Origin of the sequence: Arenibacter hampyeongensis (assembly GCF_002909255.1) — a bacterium.
Taxonomy (GTDB): domain Bacteria; phylum Bacteroidota; class Bacteroidia; order Flavobacteriales; family Flavobacteriaceae; genus Arenibacter; species Arenibacter hampyeongensis.
Genome location: NZ_PIOB01000001.1, coordinates 649,471 through 666,516, shown reverse-complemented (window position 1 = coordinate 666,516; position 17,046 = coordinate 649,471). Strand labels below are relative to the sequence as shown.

Here is a 17,046-nt window from a genome sequence, read left to right as displayed (position 1 = left end):
AATTAAACGAGCCCCACTCACCTAAGGGGCTCGTTTTTTATTTCAGCAAAATCTATTCGCCGCGTGGCATAAAAGTTTTAAATTTGTGGTTCCTATCTTTAGGAAAGACAAGCCAAGCAGTTACCATGATAGAGGAAATAAAGGAACATATATTGGAGGTAGAAAAGTTTAATTCTACCGATAAAGAGGCCATTGAGGCATTCCGAATTAAATACTTAGGAAAAAAAGGGTTGTTCAATCATTTTTTTTCAAATTTCAAAAACGTTCCCACCGACCAAAAGAAGGAGTTTGGTCAAACGGTAAACCTACTAAAATCTGTTGCCGCCGAAAAGGTAAACGCCCTCAGGGAGGCCATTGAAAACAAGAGGGAGGAAAAAGGAATTTATGGGGACCTTACCAGACCGGGAGAGCCCTTGGGACTCGGAACGCGTCATCCTATCTCCATCGTTAAAAATCAGATCATCGACATCTTTTCCCGAATTGGGTTCAATGTCTCGGAAGGTCCTGAAATAGAGGATGATTGGCACAACTTTACCGCCCTAAACCTTCCGGAATACCATCCGGCCAGGGATATGCAGGACACCTTTTTTATACAGACCAATCCTGACATTTTATTGCGAACGCATACCTCATCGGTACAAGTGCGCTATATGGAAAATAACAAACCCCCGATCAGGACCATATCACCTGGTAGGGTTTATAGGAACGAGGCTATATCCGCACGCTCTCATTGCTTTTTCCACCAGGTAGAAGGACTTTATATAGATAAGGACGTGTCTTTTGCGGATTTAAAGCAAACGCTACAATTTTTTACCACCGAGCTATTCGGTAAATCCAAAATAAGGCTTAGACCATCCTACTTCCCATTTACGGAGCCCAGTGCGGAAGTAGATGTTTATTGGGGATTGGAAACAGAAACTGATTACAAAATGACCAAGGGAACAGGTTGGTTGGAAATCATGGGTTGTGGTATGGTAGACCCCAATGTACTTACTAATTGTGGGATCGACGCCAATGAATATTCAGGCTTCGCTTTTGGTATGGGCATAGATCGAATTGCGCTATTACTACACCAAATATCCGATATTAGACTATTAAGTGAAAATGACGTGCGGTTTTTGGAGCAATTTAAGAGCGCCTTTTAATTTTCCAATAGAGCTAGGAAGAGTTGGCAATAAATTGGTTTATTGAAAGTGGGCCGGTTTTAAAGAATAGATTAACAAAATTCCCCCAACAATGACAATTGGAAGGAGGAGGAAACATTTATCGCCCAAGTGAAAAAAGATATAGAAATTCCGATTGCAAAAAATGTACATGTGGCCATTATCCCTGAATGGAACAAGGAGTTCTTGGAAAAAAATTGGAATGCCTATATTATTAACGACAGGGATACTGTAATTGTAGCGGTAATAGCCGTCTCCAACGGCTACGAAGGAGATAGAAAAACATCAACTATGCGCCACGGTCTGGGAGACATCCCCCCTAAGGAGTACCGAAAGATAGAGGTGTTGCAGGAAGATATTTTAGCTTTTAACAATGAATTTTTCGTTACTTTTTTTGCAGATGACAAACTTTATGAAAAGCGATTTTTCTTCGAAAAATACACTATTAGCGAATCCAATCTAAGTCCAATCCCTGTAATGGAATTGGAAGGTGTACTGGCCAAATAACCCCAAAGATGCCTCATTGTTCAAATTAACAAAACATTAACCCAATGCTGGTTCGTTTTTTACCGAACCAATTGTACTTTTGCCTCCTTATTTAAACGTACTTTTTGTGGAACCCAATACCGAAATACAAAATCTTACCGAAGAGTTGGGGGTTTATTTTGAACAAAACAAGATATTATCGCCTTTATCAGCAAGAATATTTTCTATGTTGATCTTGACAGACAAGGAAGGTCTTGCCTTCGATGAGATTATCGAAGGATTGGAATCCTGTAAAAGCTCGGTATCCACCAATTTACAATTATTACAAACCCAAGGAAGAGTTGTTTACTTTACAAAACCAGGTAACCGAAAGCGTTATTTCAAAATTGCTCCCGATGATATTTTTGTACAGTTGGACAAAAAGATCGAGCAGTGGGAAAAAGAGAAGAACATTCACTTAAAGGTTTATGATTTTAAAAAGAAGCTTTATCAAAAAAAGGATATTACTGCTGAAAATAATCGAGGCCTGCAATACACTAAAAATTACGCCCTATTTATAGACGATTTTATTAAAAATCTAATTCAACTTAAAGAAAACCTTCAAAAAACATTTAATTCCGATACCATATGAAAAAAGTTTTTTTTCTAATTGTGCCCCTATGCCTCCTTTTATTCGTCAATTGCGGTGAAGGCGAAACCACTCAAAAGCCTCTATCGGCAATGCCTTATCCAACTATTAAAGTTGTTAGGACATCCGTCGATAACTTTGTTAGCTATCCAGCGAGTATAGAAGGGATCGTCAACAGTCAAATAAGGGCCAAAGTCGCTGGTTATGTACAGGAAGTATTTGTTGATGAAGGAGAAATGGTTAAAAAGGGACAGCCCTTGTTCAGGTTGGAAACCCAGACCTTATCACAGGACGCAGGAGCAGCAAAGGCCCGAATTAATTTAGCCCAGGTAGAAGTGGACAAATTAAAACCCTTGGTGGAGAAGGATATTATAAGCAAGGTACAATTGCAAACCGCCATGGCCAATTTAGAGCAAGCCAAAAGTAATTACCAGAGCATTTCGGCGAATATAGATTATGCCAACATAAAAAGTCCCGTAAACGGAGTAGTAGGTTCTATCGCCTTTAGAAAGGGAAATTTGGTAAGTGGGCAGGATTCCCAACCTTTGACCACTGTTTCCAGCATTGAACAGGTGTATGCATTTTTCTCTATGAATGAAAAAGACCTCATAGGTTTTATCAAAAGAATAGATGGCAACTCCTTGGAAGAAAAAGCCAAAAACCTTCCCAAAGTTCAACTAAAATTGGCCGATGGGTCGGTTTATGACGAGATGGGTGTAATAGAGACCATTGGCGGCGAAATAAATCCCAATACCGGTACCGTACAATTTAGAGCAACCTTTCCAAATCCGCAGGGACTTCTGAGGAACGGCAGTAGTGCCACCCTACTTTTATCTGAAAAATTGGAAAATGTATTGGCTGTGCCGGCACTTTCCACCTTTGAGCAACAAAACAAAAATTTTGTATATCTAGTACAAGGAGATTCCCTGGTCACCAAAGCCATAACTCCACTTGCCACGATAAATGGATTAACGATTTTGGAGGGATTGAACGAAGGCGATCAAATCTTGGCCAAAGGTGTGGGCTCTGCCCGTCCGGGAACAAAAATTATTCCCCAATTAACAAGCTTGGATAGCATTTTAAACTCGTTCAATAAAGTTTTTAAATAACGTAATATGCTTAAAACATTTATTGAAAGGCCAGTCCTTTCAACAGTCATATCAATTATTATAATGCTGTTGGGTATTTTAGGCCTATCTAGCTTACCGGTCACACAATATCCGGATATAGCGCCACCTACTGTTCAGGTTTCCGCCAACTACCCCGGTGCCAATGCAGAGACCATTTTGGAAAGTGTAATTGTCCCGATCGAGGAACAGATCAACGGGGTGGAAGGAATGACCTACTTGACCTCTTCTGCAAGTAATGACGGGAGTGCCAACATAACTGTATTTTTTGAACAAGGTGTTGACCCGGACATAGCGGCGGTAAACGTTCAAAACAGGGTTTCCAGGGCAAATGCGCTTTTACCGTCAGAGGTAATAAGATCAGGTGTAATTACCCAAAAGCAGCAGAGTTCGGCCCTTATGTACGTAGCGTTGTACTCCACCAATCCGGATTACGATGATACTTTTGTACAGAACTACCTGAATATAAATGTTAAACCTGAAATTCAACGAATTAATGGGGTAGGTGCCGTGAATGTTTTCGGCGCAAAAGATTACTCCATGAGGGTATGGATAGACCCAGTAAAATTGGCTTCCTATGGCCTTACTACCACCGAGGTGGTCCAAGCCATTAATGAACAAAGTCTGGAAGCTGCCGCAGGATCTCTAGGCCAAAATGCAGGGCAATCCTTTGAATATGTAATTAAATACAAGGGTAGATACAAGTCCGCGGAAGAATATCAGGACATCATTATTAAAGCGCTTGATAACGGCCAATTTTTACGTTTAAAGGATGTGGCAAAAGTTGAACTTGAAGCTTTTTCCTATAGCTCTACATCTCGGTCAAAGGGTTATCCTGGAATCAATTTTGGAGTTTTCCAAACCCCAGGTTCCAATGCCCAGGAAATTATTGAAAACCTTTATGTTGAACTAGATCGATTACAGGAGAATTTCCCCGAAGGTGTGGAGTATCTAATAAACTATGATACCAACAAATTTCTTACTGCGTCGATCAACAAGGTAAAGTCAACTCTGATCGAGGCCTTTATTCTAGTGTTTTTGGTGGTATTTATTTTCTTACAGGATTTTAAATCCACGCTTATTCCAGCGATCTCCGTTCCTGTTTCCATTATTGGAACATTTTTCTTTCTAGGGGTGTTGGGTTATTCCATAAATCTACTTACCCTATTCGCACTTATTCTAGCCATCGGAATTGTAGTCGACGATGCCATAGTGGTAGTGGAAGCCGTCCACGCCAAGTTGGAAGATGGATACGATGATGCCAAAAAAGCAACAGTTTCCGCAATGAGTGAAATTAGTGGGGCTATTATCTCCATTACCTTGGTAATGGCAGCGGTTTTTATTCCAATTACCTTTATTAAAGGTCCCTCCGGTGTATTTTATGAACAATTTGGTGTAACCCTAATCGTCGCCATTCTTATATCAGCGGTAAACGCCTTGACCTTAAGTCCAGCTTTATGTGCAATTTTTTTAAAACCACACACAGAAAAGGATAAAAAGAAAGGCGTCTTACAGCGCTTCTTTACTGCATTTAACATAGCATTTAAGGCCACTTCCGATAAATATATAAAATCCCTGGGCTTCTTGGTAAAGCACAAGTGGATCACCGCGGTAATACTCGTAATAGCCAGTGCCGCCATTTGGTGGGCCAATGAAACTACGAGGACCGGTTTTGTCCCCACCGAGGACAGGGGCGTAGTATTTATGAACCTAGAACTACCCCAGGCAGCATCATTGGATAGGACTTATAGCGCTACCCAGGAATTATACACCCAAATAAGTAGCATTAAGGGGATACGAACGGCATCGCTCATTAACGGAAGAAACTTTTTCTCAGGCTCAGGAAGTTCCTATGGAATGGGCTTTATTATTCTCGAGGACTGGGAAGATAGGACCACTGAAGATACTACCATAGATGCCATTTTAGGTCAGTTAAACGCTAAAGCAGCCCTGACGCCCGATGCCAAAATTATATTTTTTACCCCACCAAGTATTCCCGGATTTGGGGCTGTAGAAGGGTTTGAAATGCGATTACTAGATCGATCTTCGGGTAGTTTAAAGGATTTGGACAATGCAGCCAATGAATTTATATCTTCATTAACACAACGTCCGGAAGTAAGTTTTGCGTCCAATTCATTTAGCACCAATTTTCCCCAACTTCAAATGGATATTAATATCCCAAAAGCCAAGGAAGCCGGAGTTAGTGTGAGCAATATACTTACAACGCTCCAAGGCTATATAGGTGGATTTTACGCCGCTGACTTTAGCAGGTTCGGGAAGCAATTTAGAGTGTTTGTACAAGCTGACCCCGAGGACAGAAAGGATATTGCCAGTCTAAATAGTATGTTCGTAAAGAACGACAATGGGGAAATGGCCCCAGTTTCAGAGTTTGTTACCTTAAATAGGGTCTACGGCCCACAAACAGTAAGCCGTTTCAACCTGTTCAATTCCGTAACCATCAATGGTTCAACAGCAAAAGGATTCAGTTCTGGTGACGCCATAAAGGCCGTAAACGAAGTGGCCAAAGAACATCTTCCTAACAATTATGAAGTTGCTTTTTCAGGTATTACCCGTGAGGAAATTGCCTCAGCAGGTCAATCTGGTGTAATATTTCTATTGAGTATCGTATTTGTGTATTTCTTTCTAGCAGCGCAGTATGAAAGTTATTTATTGCCACTTTCGGTATTGTTGTCTTTGCCAATAGGGGTTATGGGTGCCTTTTTATCGACCAAATTTGCCGGGTTGGAAAACAATATCTACTTCCAAATTGCCTTAATTATGTTGATTGGGCTACTGGCAAAAAATGCCATCCTTATTGTGGAGTTCGCGCTTCAGAGAAGGAGACAGGGACTCTCATTATCCGAATCGGCCATCCAGGGAGCCAAAGCCAGATTAAGGCCAATTTTAATGACCTCCTTTGCCTTTATACTTGGTCTAATGCCCTTGGTATTGGCCAAAGGTGTAGGAGCTGCCGGTAACAACGCCATTGGAACAGGTGCAGCCGGAGGCATGTTAATTGGAACCGTATTTGGCGTCTTTATTATCCCCGTATTGTTTATTGTCTTTCAGTGGTTACAAGAGAGAATTACGGGCGTACCTGTTGCCCTTAAAGAAACGGGACATGACGGACAATTGCAAAAAGAATTTTTAAATAAGTAAAACATGAGGCTTATATAATTTTAGGTTTATCCATTATCATAGGAAATTGACCTTAAAAACAATAAATATCAGTTGATGAAAAAAATATTTCCCTATAAACTTTCAGTGTTGTTGCTCCTTGCATTGACTTTGCAATCCTGTTTTGTGGCCAAGAATTACGAACGGCCCAACTTGGAGGAGTTAGATGATTTGTACCGTACGGAACAACAACATTCCCTGGACAGTACGTCATTGGCTTCCATATCCTGGAAAGAACTATTTTCCGACCCTCAATTATTGCAGATAATTGAAGAGGGGCTTCAAAATAATCTTGATATTAGAATTGCCCTTCAACAGGTAACCATGGCCGAAGCTTATATGAAACAGGGAAGAAATGGGTATCTACCCTCTTTGGACCTAAAAGCCTCGATGACTCACCAGGAATTATCCAAAAACAGTCAGTTTGGCTCTGTTTTTAGTGGATCTTTGGAGCAATTTGAGCTTTCCGGCGGTTTATCCTGGGAAGCCGATATTTGGGGAAAGATACGCAGTAACCAAAGAGCCACGAATGCGACCTATTTACAATCCAATGCAGCCCACCAAGCGGTTAAAACACAGCTTATAGCCAAAATTGCTTCCAACTATTATCTATTAATGGCTTTGGATGATCAACACAGGGTTGCTGAAGAAACCATTGAGAACAGAAAAAGAAGCTTGGAAACTATAAATGCTTTAAAGGAAGCGGGCACTGTAACACAAGTTGCAGTAGATCAAACGGCTGCACAGTTGTATAATACACAAGCCTTGCTCATAGATATAGAAAAAAACATTTTTAGAACCGAAAACGTCCTATCCATCCTTTTAGGAAAACCGGTCATTTCCATAGCCCGCGGTTCTTTGGAACAACAAAAATTAACCAAGAATTTGGATTTAGGTCTGCCCGCACTACTATTGGCCAATAGACCGGACGTACTTGCCGCGGAATACGATTTGACCAATGCCTTTGAACTTTCGAATGTAGCCAAAAGCAATTTTTATCCTTCTCTAACCTTGACTGGAACCGGAGGATTCCAAAGTTTGGAATTTCAAGAGTGGTTCAGTTCCGGATCTTTGTTTGCTACCTTGGTTAGTGGAATAACACAGCCTATTTTCAACAAAAGAAGGATAAAGACCCAATATGAAGTGGCCAAAGCCCAACAGGAAGAAAGCCTATTAAACTTTAAGAAAACGCTTTTGGCCGCGGGGCAGGAAGTATCCAATGCACTTTATGAATATGAAGCTGAAACCAAAAAATATGAATTCAGACAAAATGAGGTCGAATCCTTACGCACTGCAGAACTTAATTCCGAGATACTTTTAAACAATGGATTTGGCACCTATTTGGATTTGTTGACCGCAAGGCAGAATGCATTGAATGCCGAACTAAATGTTATAGATAATAAATTGCAACAACTTCAATCCGTAGTGGAATTGTATCGTTCCTTGGGCGGTGGGTGGCAATAAATACAAGGTTTTACCCAGCTTGAAGGGAAAGTGGAATTATTCCCCTTTTTAAATGGGGTTGGAAAATATCAGTGGGGTTGCAATGGATAATTTTGAATTCCAAGCTATCTTAACATAAACCCTTTTGCCGCCCACCATGGATGGATTTCTATAACCAGCCTTCCCGATTTTGCCATTGGATCCATATTGGCCAAACTATCCGCCATTTTTTGGGTAGGCACGTTGTAGATCGTAATACCGCGAATATCACCATCATCCCCAAAAGGACCAGAAATATCCGCAAATCCCTCCTCGTACATTCTGCCCAAATGGGCCAAATGCAAGGCCTGTAGACTATCTGCCTCCGCCTTGGATTGTGAGCGATTAGGACCACTCTTTAAAAAGGCGATAAAATATTGCTGCATCAAAATGGTATCCTTGGTCTTTTCATCTACATAATCGAAGGTTTGAAATCCCTTTTCTTCCAAACTCTTTTTTAATTCGGCCATAGAAATTGCCTTAACAACATCCTGTTGCCTTACTGTTACAACCGGTACCGCTTCCGAATCCTTACAGGACCATAACAGCCCCCACAATAGAAATACAAATAAAATTCTTATTTTTTCCATGTCTTAAAAGGGTTTTTACTCAACTGCGAATTGTAATATTTGATATCTGCAGTTACTTCATCCCCCAACCATTGAGGCTTTAAAAAATCCTCCTCTTCGTGTTCCAATTCAATTTCCGCTACTATCAATCCCGAATTATCTCCAAAAAATTCGTCCACCTCAAATATATGTTTCCCCACCTCAATATAGTATCTCAGCTTATCTATTACCCCGGGCTCAGACAATTTAATCAAGGCATCCGCCTCCTTAATGGAAATTTCCTTTTCCCATTCAAAGCGCGTGGTACCATTATGGTTGCCCTTTCCCTTTACGGTCATATATCCTTTGTCTCCCTTGATCCTTACCCTTACTGTCCTCAAGGGATCTGTATTTAAAAAACCTTGTACAATTCTTTCCTTTTGAATAGCGTCTGTTTTAAAAGCTTCCGACTTCACTAAAAATTTACGCTCTATTTCTATCATTTATTAAAGTTGGTTAAAAAGTATTGTTCGAATGCTTATAGCAAATATTCTTAATTTCATCGGACTGGATTCTAACCTTGTCATAATTATTGTTGGCCAACCAAACCATAGTGTCCGCAATTACCTCTGGGTGGATAGACCTAAACTTCTCCAAAGGTCCGACCAGGACAAAATTAAATAACTTCATGAACTTTTTGGCTATCCACTCCCCGGTACGTTTCTCTTTCCTATTTCCGTCTATTAAGGAAGGTTGTAAAATGTGAATCTTGTGAATGTTAAAATTTAAGACCGCCTCTTCCATTTCTCCTTTTAACCTATTGTAGGCAACGCCACTTTTGGAATTGGCTCCCATAGCCGAAATAACCAAAAACGTTTTTATTCCATTGGATCGACACATTTTGGCTGCAGAGACCGGTATCCCAAAATCTATATCTTTATACATTTCGGTATCGGGAGTTTTTGCTTTGGTAGTTCCAATACAACAGTATACCTCATCCGCTAGGAAATGGATCTTAAAACTTTCCAATTTGAAAAGGTTACCTACATGTTCCTCCAACTTAGGGTGCGAAAATCCAATCTGGGTCCTGGAAAAAATCCTTATTTTATCATAACGATCGTCTTGTAACAGCTTCTGTAAAAGAAATCCGCCCGTAAGCCCTGTAGCCCCCAATATTATGGCCGATTTTTTTTCTAATTTAACCTGTTCCTTAACCATTTATAATGTTTAACATTTTTATTGGACCCCACTAGCGCTAACTTATTATAAATTTACGCTATGAAATCGGATTTCCCACAACGAAAAATAATTCATGTAGACATGGACGCGTTTTACGCCTCCGTAGAACAAATGGATAATCCTGATCTAAAAGGTAAGCCCTTAGCGGTTGGTGGGGCCGAAAAAAGGGGTGTGGTTTCTGCTGCCAGTTACGAAGCTAGAAAATTTGGGGTACGTAGTGCCATGAGCGGCTATATGGCCAAAAAAAACTGCCCCAATTTAATCTTTGTGCCTCCCCGTTTTGCACGTTACAAGGAGATTTCCCTTAAAATCAGAAACATTTTCTATGATTATACGGATCTGGTGGAACCTCTTTCTTTGGACGAGGCCTATTTGGACGTTACCATCAACAAAAAAGGCAATCCCTCTGCTTCCCTCATAGCAGAGGAAATAAGACAACGTATTTTTGAAGAAGTGGGATTAACAGCCTCCGCCGGTATTTCCATTAATAAATTTATTGCCAAGGTAGCCAGTGATTACAATAAGCCCAATGGCCAAAAAACAGTTAATCCTGAGGAAGTTATTTCCTTTTTGGAAGAATTGGAAATTCGGAAATTCTATGGCGTAGGGAAAGTTACGGCAGATAAAATGTATCAACTGGGTATTTTTACCGGTAAAGACCTTAAGGGTAAATCCATAGAATTTCTAAAGGAGAATTTTGGAAAAAGTGGCGAATACTATTATAATGTGGTAAGGGGAATTCACAACAGTGAGGTAAAGCCCAACAGGATCCCTAAATCTGTAGGAGCGGAACGTACTTTTGACGAAAACCTAAGCAGTGAAATCTTTATGCTACAGCGATTGGAAAGCATTGCCGTGGAACTGGAGAAGAGGCTAAAAAAAGCAAAGATTTCTGGTAAAACGGTAACCTTGAAAATAAAATATAGCGATTTCTCCCTGCAAACACGAAGTAAGACCCTCCCCTATTTTATTGCTGAAAAATCTCTGATCCTGGAAACTACCAAAGAATTACTGTACCAGGATAAAATGGAAAATTCTGTTCGGCTATTAGGGATATCCCTCTCTAATTTAAATACGGAAAAGAACGAACCTCTGGCACAAAAAATACTCACGGTTCAGTTAAGGTTCGACTTTTGAAAAATGAACCTTTTGGCAAGTCCCAAAACAATGAACTGTAGTCTCCTCCGACAAGGCGGGGTTAGTTCGACCATCGTATTTCCCTACGTATAAAATTGTCGAAATACGGGTCTTACAAATTAAAAGGACCTGTACGATTTAGAAAATCCCACAGGTCCAATTAAATATATTTAGTGAAATGCGTTTCTAAAAATCACAACTTTCTATTTGCGAAACTCTCAGGGTATTCACCATACCTTTATCTTTTATAGGCATTGCCGCCAAACTGATCAACATATCACCTACCTCTAAAAACCCCTTCTGACAGGCGATTTTATTTACGTCCTCTATGGTCTCGTCCGTGGATACATATTTATCGTAATAAAATGCCTTTACTCCCCACAGCAGGTTTAGCTGGGTAAGAATTCTTTTATTGGATGTAAACACCAAGATATGCGCCTTTGGTCTCCAAGCGGATATTTGAAAAGCAGTATAACCACTATTGGTCAAGGTAGATATTGCCTTGGCCTTAATTTCATTGGCCATATTGGCAGCATGGTAACAAATGGATTTTGTAATATATCTATTGGTCCTAACCTGTGGTGGTTCATGAGGAACCTTAATCAACTCTGAATTCTCCACACTTACCAGGATACTGGCCATTTTCTCTATAACCTGAACAGGATAATTACCAACAGAAGTCTCTCCAGAAAGCATTACTGCATCGGCCCCATCCATTACGGAATTGGCTACGTCGTTCACCTCTGCACGGGTAGGAGTAAGGCTTGTAATCATTGTTTCCATCATCTGGGTAGCAATAATTACAGGTATTCTTGCTTTTTTGGCCCTTAACACCAATTGTTTTTGAATAAGTGGCACTTCCTGAGCCGGAACTTCAACACCCAAATCGCCCCTGGCAACCATTAACCCGTCACAATAGGCCACAATCTTATCGATGTTTTCTACTGCCTCTGGCTTCTCAATTTTTGCAATAATTGGAATCTTATGCGCGGAATGTTCCTTAATAATATTTTGAAGGTCTATTAGATCCTGGCTAAATCTCACAAAGGAAAGTGCGATCCAATCCACATCTTGGGAAATTGCGAAAATAGCATCCTTAATATCCTTTTCAGTTAGTGCAGGTAAGGAGATGTTGGTGTTTGGTAAGTTAACGCCCTTTTTGGACTTCAAAGGTCCTCCTTGGATTACTTTTGCCTTGACTTCATCCTTAGAATTGGTAGAAATTACTTCGAACATCAACTTTCCATCATCCAAAAGGATACGCTCACCCGCTTTTACATCTTTCGGGAAATTGGCATAATTCATATACACTTTCTCTGCATTTCCTTCAAAAGGCTTACCGGTGACAAAGGTTATTTCATCTCCAGGAGCAACAACGACTTCACCGGCCATTACACCGACCCTTAATTTTGGTCCCTGCAAATCTGCAAGAATTGAAGTGTTTGTACCCAATTCGTCGTTTAATTCCCGAATCATCTTTATACGCTCTGCAACGTCTTTATAATCGGCATGGGAAAAGTTTACCCTAAAGACATCCACTCCAGCCTCAATCATGTCCTTAAGAACACTCTTCGTACTAGTAGCTGGTCCTAAGGTTGCTACTATTTTTGTCTTTTTGTTTGTTGACATTATTTAAAAAATTAAATTATTCTTAGATTTTAGCTTACTGGCATCCACTAAATAGGCCGTTATGACCTTTGGGATAGTAAGTACTGACTTCAAAATTTTTTCTTCCACGTCGAATTCATCGTGTTCTATCTTTAAAAAGTAATCCACATCTCTATATTCTGGAACCAAATGATATTTTGTAAAGGATGGTTGGTCTTGAAAAAGATTTCCTATACTTAATTCCTCTTCCTTTACAACATTATTGCTGACAAGTGTGAAATAGCGATCATTTACCTCGTCTCTCCATTCAAATATCGGGAACGAGCCACTTTGTGATATTTCCAAATCGTTCACGCACCTCTTCAACTTAGTTTTTAGACAAAAATTAAGTGCGTATACCAGCATAAAATCTTCAATAGTACTGTGCAAAGCGATTAAAGTAAAAGTTTCTTCATAAAAATCTTCCGAAATTTTGTGTATCGCTGCCATACTTTCCGTGAAAGGCGTAAATATAGGATTAATAACGAAACCAGCCTATCCATTCTAGCTATAAAACGTTGTGAAACCTACGAAAACGTTGGAGTTAGACAATTATTATTGCCAACATGGCGATTGCCAAGTTTGCTTTACCAATTTTAACAATATTACGTAAATTTCAGAATCTTTAGTCTTTGGATTTATCCATTTTGTCCTGTAGGGCGAAGTACGCCCTCTTGGATGCCCTCTCTTCGGCCTTCTTTTTCGAGGTTGCCCTAGCCTTGGCTACAATTTTACCGCCAATGGATAATTTCACTGCAAAATGTTTAATTACATCATTCCCCGTATCCTCGTATATATCGTAATTAAAGGTTTTCTTTTGCTTTTGGCACCATTCAATGACCAGGCTCTTGTAGCTTATAACCTTACCTTCCAGTTGTTCTATATCCACATAGGGATCTATAATTCTTTTACTTATAAATTTTTCGCAATATTTATACCCTCTGTCCAAATATATAGCTCCTACCAGGGCTTCAAAAACATTGCCGTGAATATTGTCGCCAAATCGGGATTTAGGAATCCTACTCTCAACGAAATCGATTAGGTTAAGATCTTTTCCCAACTCATTGAGATGTTCCCTACTCACGATTTTAGACCTCATTTTGGTCAAATATCCCTCGTCGCCATCCGGCACCTTGCTGTACAAATGTTTGGAGATTATTGTTCCCAACATGGCATCGCCCAGAAATTCCAAGCGCTCGTAATTCATAGGGAAGCCATCTTTATCCTTTCTGTTGGCAGAACGATGAACGAACGCTTTTTGATAGATTTCCAGGTTTTTAGGCTTAAATCCCAGAATTTTTTTCATTCCCAAAAAAAAATCCCCATCCTGTTTTGAATGGGAATTAAATAAATTGGAAAAAGCGTTCATATTTTGAATTAGCTGATTTTTTTAAATATCACACATGCATTATGTCCTCCAAATCCAAAAGTATTGCTTAGGGCAACATTTACCTCTCTTTTCTGTGCCTTGTTAAGGGTCAGGTTTAATTTAGGGTCAATATTTTCATCTACAGTGGTATGGTTTATGGTCGGAGGCACCAAACCATGCTCCATGGCCAAAATTGAGGCTATGGCCTCAATAGCTCCTGCAGCACCCAATAGGTGCCCTGTCATAGATTTGGTAGAATTTATATTTATGTCCGGTGCATGTTTGCCAAAAACCTTGGAAATGGCCTTTAGTTCGGCAACATCCCCCAATGGTGTAGAAGTACCATGCGTATTTATGGCATCCACATCTTCGGGTTTTAGTCCCGCATCCTTTAGGCAATTCTCCATAACACGTACCACCCCAATACCTTCTGGATGAGGCGCTGTCATATGGTAGGCATCACTGGATAAGCCACCGCCAGCAACTTCGGCGTAAATTTTCGCCCCTCTTGCCTTGGCATGCTCATATTCCTCAAGTATTAAAGCTCCTGCCCCTTCTCCAAGCACAAATCCGTCTCTAGTGGCGTCAAATGGCCTAGAAGCTGTCTCTGGGCTTTCATTCCGTGTGGAAAGTGCATGCATTGCTCCAAATCCTCCCATTCCAGCTATAGTAACGGCCGCCTCACTCCCTCCTGTAACAACAACATCACAATACCCTAAACGAATAGTGTTCAAGGCATCAATTATGGCATTGGCAGAAGATGCACAAGCAGATACTGTAGTATAATTGGGACCCATAAAACCGTGTTTTATGGAAATATTGCCCGGTGCAATATCGGCAATCATTTTTGGGATAAAGAATGGATTAAACCTTGGAGTACCGTCTCCAGCGGCAAAATTTAGAACTTCGTTCTGAAACGTTTCCAATCCGCCTATACCAGCTCCCCAAATTACTCCAACTCTAAATTTGTCTATTTTATCAAGATCTAGTCCTGAATCCTTAATGGCCTCATCAGAAGAAATTAGCGCATATTGGGCAAACCTGTCCAATTTTCTGGCCTCTTTTCTATCAAAATAATCTTCCGCATTATAGTTTTTTAATTCGCATGCAAATTTTACTTTAAACTTCTCCGTATCATAATAGGTAATGGGTGCAGAACCACTTTTTCCGTTCTTTAAGCCTTCCCAATACTCATCAATATTATTGCCAATAGGTGTCAAAGCACCTAGACCAGTAACTACAACTCGCTTTAATTGCATTGAACTAAATTTTTGTTTAACTTAATAAGTTAGGTGTAAATTAAAAAAAATTATCCATGCAGCGTCTTTACCACATGGATAATTTTGAAACTTGTTCAAGAAATCATAAAATTACTTGGCTTCTTCTATATAACTTATAGCTTGACCAACTGTAGCAATGTTTTCTGCTTGATCGTCCGGAATTTGAATATCGAATTCCTTTTCGAACTCCATAATCAACTCAACAGTATCCAATGAATCTGCCCCTAGGTCGTTGGTAAAGCTAGCTTCGGTTACAACTTCGTTCTCGTCAACACCTAATTTATCTACGATGATAGCTTTTACTCTTGATGCAATGTCTGACATAATAATATCGGTTTTAAAAATTTAAATTGATGGCAAAAATAAAAAACTTTGGTTTAATAACACTATTTGTCGTTAAAATGTGATGTAATTTAATAAAATTAAATACAAGAGTGCTATTTTAGCCCAAAATAATTTTCTGTCCTAACCCCAAAATAATACATGAAAAGTATTGTCCTATTTGCTTCTGGCTCTGGTTCCAACGTTGAAAACATAGTACATTATTTTAGCGCCGATCCCGATGTTTCCATTAGCTGTGTACTATCCAACAAAAGGGACGCCAAGGTATTTGAAAGATGCAACAGATTAAATATTAGCGCCTTATATTTTAATAAACCTTCTTTTTATAATTCGGACTGTATATTAAATGTCCTAAAATCCCTTAGTCCAGACCTTATTGTTTTGGCAGGATTTCTATGGAAAATTCCCGATAACCTCATTAGCAACTATCCCAATAAAATTATTAATATTCATCCTGCATTGCTTCCCAAATATGGTGGGAAAGGAATGTACGGCATGCATGTCCATGAATCGGTAAAGGACAATAAAGAATTGGAAACTGGCATAACCATCCACTATGTAAACGAAAATTACGACGAAGGCGCCATAATTAAGCAGGCAAAAGTTGCATTGGATCCTAATGACACCCCAGAAATGATTGCGGAAAAGGTTCATCAACTGGAATATGAGTATTTCCCAAAAGTTATAGAAAAGGTATTAATGGGAATCTAATGGCCAAAAAAGAAAAATTTTATACAGTCTGGAAAGGGAGCCGTCCAGGTATATACACTAGTTGGAAAGACTGTAAAGCGGCAATAACCAACTATAAAGGCGCACAGTATAAATCCTTTCCCACCTTTGAGGCCGCAAAAAAAGCCTTCAATGGCAATTACGACGATTACAAGGGCAAGAAAATTAATACCTCACCACTTAGTAAAGAACAACTACAAAAAATTGGAGAACCCAATTATAATTCCATTTCCGTAGATGCCGCCTCTAGTGGAAATCCCGGTATTATGGAATACCGAGGGGTGGACACAAAAACCAAGAAAGAATTGTTTAAACAAGGCCCATTTAAACAAGGCACGAACAATATAGGTGAATTTCTGGCATTGGTTCACGGATTGGCCTTTTTAAAACAACAGAATAGCGATAGAATACTATATACGGATTCCAAAACCGCTATGAGTTGGGTCCGAAAAAAAAGCTGTAATTCCAAATTGCCGGAGACAGCTGAAAACAAAGTTGTATTCGATTTGGTCCGGAGAGCCATTACCTGGTTGGAAAAAAACACCTACAACACTACTATTGTTAAATGGGAAACAAAGGCCTGGGGTGAAATTCCGGCAGATTTCGGCAGGAAATAGCCATATTATCATTTTTTGAAATTTGATTTCCAATGCTATTGAATTGGCCGTTCAAAAACCTATCTTTGCAGCAAA

General features: G+C 39.7%; 17 protein-coding genes. 9 read left to right on the top strand and 8 right to left on the bottom strand.

What is annotated here, in order from left to right; translation table 11 throughout:
- Window positions 1-125 precede the first annotated feature (125 nt).
- The 6 genes from pheS to CWD91_RS02665 all read left to right on the top strand — a co-directional run bounded on the left by pheS (window position 126) and on the right by CWD91_RS02665 (window position 8,045).
- Window positions 126-1,145 carry a phenylalanine--tRNA ligase subunit alpha gene (gene pheS / locus CWD91_RS02690; protein WP_103439386.1) on the top strand — a complete coding sequence of 340 codons (1,020 nt, stop codon included), beginning with the start codon at window positions 126-128 and terminating at the stop codon, window positions 1,143-1,145.
- Between the two features lie 129 nt (window positions 1,146-1,274).
- Window positions 1,275-1,670 (top strand): hypothetical protein, encoded by a 396-nt coding sequence (locus CWD91_RS02685; protein ID WP_103439385.1) that lies wholly within the window; start codon window positions 1,275-1,277, stop codon window positions 1,668-1,670.
- 106 nt (window positions 1,671-1,776) lie between these two features.
- Window positions 1,777-2,280, top strand: coding sequence for a GbsR/MarR family transcriptional regulator (locus tag CWD91_RS02680; RefSeq protein ID WP_103439876.1), 504 nt, complete (start codon window positions 1,777-1,779; stop codon window positions 2,278-2,280).
- Window positions 2,277-3,386 (top strand): efflux RND transporter periplasmic adaptor subunit, encoded by a 1,110-nt coding sequence (locus CWD91_RS02675; protein ID WP_103439384.1) that lies wholly within the window; start codon window positions 2,277-2,279, stop codon window positions 3,384-3,386. The genes CWD91_RS02680 and CWD91_RS02675 overlap by 4 nt, the downstream gene beginning before the upstream one ends.
- Window positions 3,387-3,392: 6 nt before the next feature.
- Window positions 3,393-6,563 (top strand): efflux RND transporter permease subunit, encoded by a 3,171-nt coding sequence (locus CWD91_RS02670; RefSeq protein ID WP_103439383.1) that lies wholly within the window; start codon window positions 3,393-3,395, stop codon window positions 6,561-6,563.
- Between the two features lie 75 nt (window positions 6,564-6,638).
- Window positions 6,639-8,045 (top strand): efflux transporter outer membrane subunit, encoded by a 1,407-nt coding sequence (locus CWD91_RS02665; RefSeq protein ID WP_103439382.1) that lies wholly within the window; start codon window positions 6,639-6,641, stop codon window positions 8,043-8,045.
- A 104-nt stretch (window positions 8,046-8,149) separates the two neighbouring features.
- Here the strand turns inward: CWD91_RS02665 and CWD91_RS02660 are convergent, their stop codons facing one another.
- The 3 genes from CWD91_RS02660 to CWD91_RS02650 are packed head-to-tail and all read right to left on the bottom strand — an operon-like array spanning window position 8,150 to window position 9,829.
- Window positions 8,150-8,653, bottom strand: coding sequence for a YciI family protein (locus CWD91_RS02660; protein WP_103439381.1), 504 nt, complete (start codon window positions 8,651-8,653; stop codon window positions 8,150-8,152).
- Window positions 8,641-9,114, bottom strand: a complete 474-nt coding sequence (locus tag CWD91_RS02655; protein WP_103439380.1) for a CYTH domain-containing protein — start codon at window positions 9,112-9,114, stop codon at window positions 8,641-8,643. Before CWD91_RS02655 ends, CWD91_RS02660 begins: the two co-directional genes overlap by 13 nt.
- 13 nt (window positions 9,115-9,127) lie before the next feature.
- Entirely contained in the window at window positions 9,128-9,829 is a 702-nt protein-coding gene (locus CWD91_RS02650) for an NAD-dependent epimerase/dehydratase family protein (protein WP_103439379.1), read from the bottom strand.
- Between the two features lie 60 nt (window positions 9,830-9,889).
- Between CWD91_RS02650 and dinB the strand changes: the two genes are divergently transcribed.
- A complete protein-coding gene (dinB, locus tag CWD91_RS02645) occupies window positions 9,890-10,987 on the top strand; it encodes a DNA polymerase IV (protein WP_103439378.1) in 1,098 nt (365 codons plus the stop codon).
- Window positions 10,988-11,173: 186 nt separating this feature from the next.
- Here the strand turns inward: dinB and pyk are convergent, their stop codons facing one another.
- The 5 genes from pyk to CWD91_RS02620 all read right to left on the bottom strand — a co-directional run bounded on the left by pyk (window position 11,174) and on the right by CWD91_RS02620 (window position 15,607).
- On the bottom strand, window positions 11,174-12,616 hold the full coding sequence (gene pyk, locus CWD91_RS02640; protein ID WP_103439377.1) for a pyruvate kinase: 1,443 nt from the start codon (window positions 12,614-12,616) through the stop codon (window positions 11,174-11,176).
- A gap of 3 nt (window positions 12,617-12,619) precedes the next feature.
- On the bottom strand, window positions 12,620-13,084 hold the full coding sequence (locus CWD91_RS02635) for an IPExxxVDY family protein (RefSeq protein ID WP_103439376.1): 465 nt from the start codon (window positions 13,082-13,084) through the stop codon (window positions 12,620-12,622).
- Between the two features lie 175 nt (window positions 13,085-13,259).
- The gene (gene rnc / locus CWD91_RS02630; RefSeq protein WP_103439375.1) at window positions 13,260-14,003 is read right to left on the bottom strand and encodes a ribonuclease III; all 744 of its coding nucleotides are present in this window, start codon (window positions 14,001-14,003) and stop codon (window positions 13,260-13,262) included.
- An 8-nt stretch (window positions 14,004-14,011) separates the two neighbouring features.
- Window positions 14,012-15,262 carry a beta-ketoacyl-ACP synthase II gene (gene fabF, locus CWD91_RS02625; protein ID WP_103439374.1) on the bottom strand — a complete coding sequence of 417 codons (1,251 nt, stop codon included), beginning with the start codon at window positions 15,260-15,262 and terminating at the stop codon, window positions 14,012-14,014.
- A 111-nt stretch (window positions 15,263-15,373) separates the two neighbouring features.
- Window positions 15,374-15,607 (bottom strand): acyl carrier protein, encoded by a 234-nt coding sequence (locus CWD91_RS02620; protein ID WP_008269813.1) that lies wholly within the window; start codon window positions 15,605-15,607, stop codon window positions 15,374-15,376.
- A 159-nt stretch (window positions 15,608-15,766) separates the two neighbouring features.
- Between CWD91_RS02620 and purN the strand changes: the two genes are divergently transcribed.
- Together purN and CWD91_RS02610 are read left to right on the top strand one after the other, a co-directional pair.
- Window positions 15,767-16,336: a phosphoribosylglycinamide formyltransferase gene (gene purN / locus CWD91_RS02615; protein WP_103439373.1), complete on the top strand. Its 570-nt coding sequence runs from the start codon at window positions 15,767-15,769 to the stop codon at window positions 16,334-16,336.
- Window positions 16,336-16,971 (top strand): ribonuclease H1 domain-containing protein, encoded by a 636-nt coding sequence (locus tag CWD91_RS02610; RefSeq protein ID WP_103439372.1) that lies wholly within the window; start codon window positions 16,336-16,338, stop codon window positions 16,969-16,971. The genes purN and CWD91_RS02610 overlap by 1 nt, the downstream gene beginning before the upstream one ends.
- The last annotated feature ends 75 nt before the right edge of the window (window positions 16,972-17,046 follow it).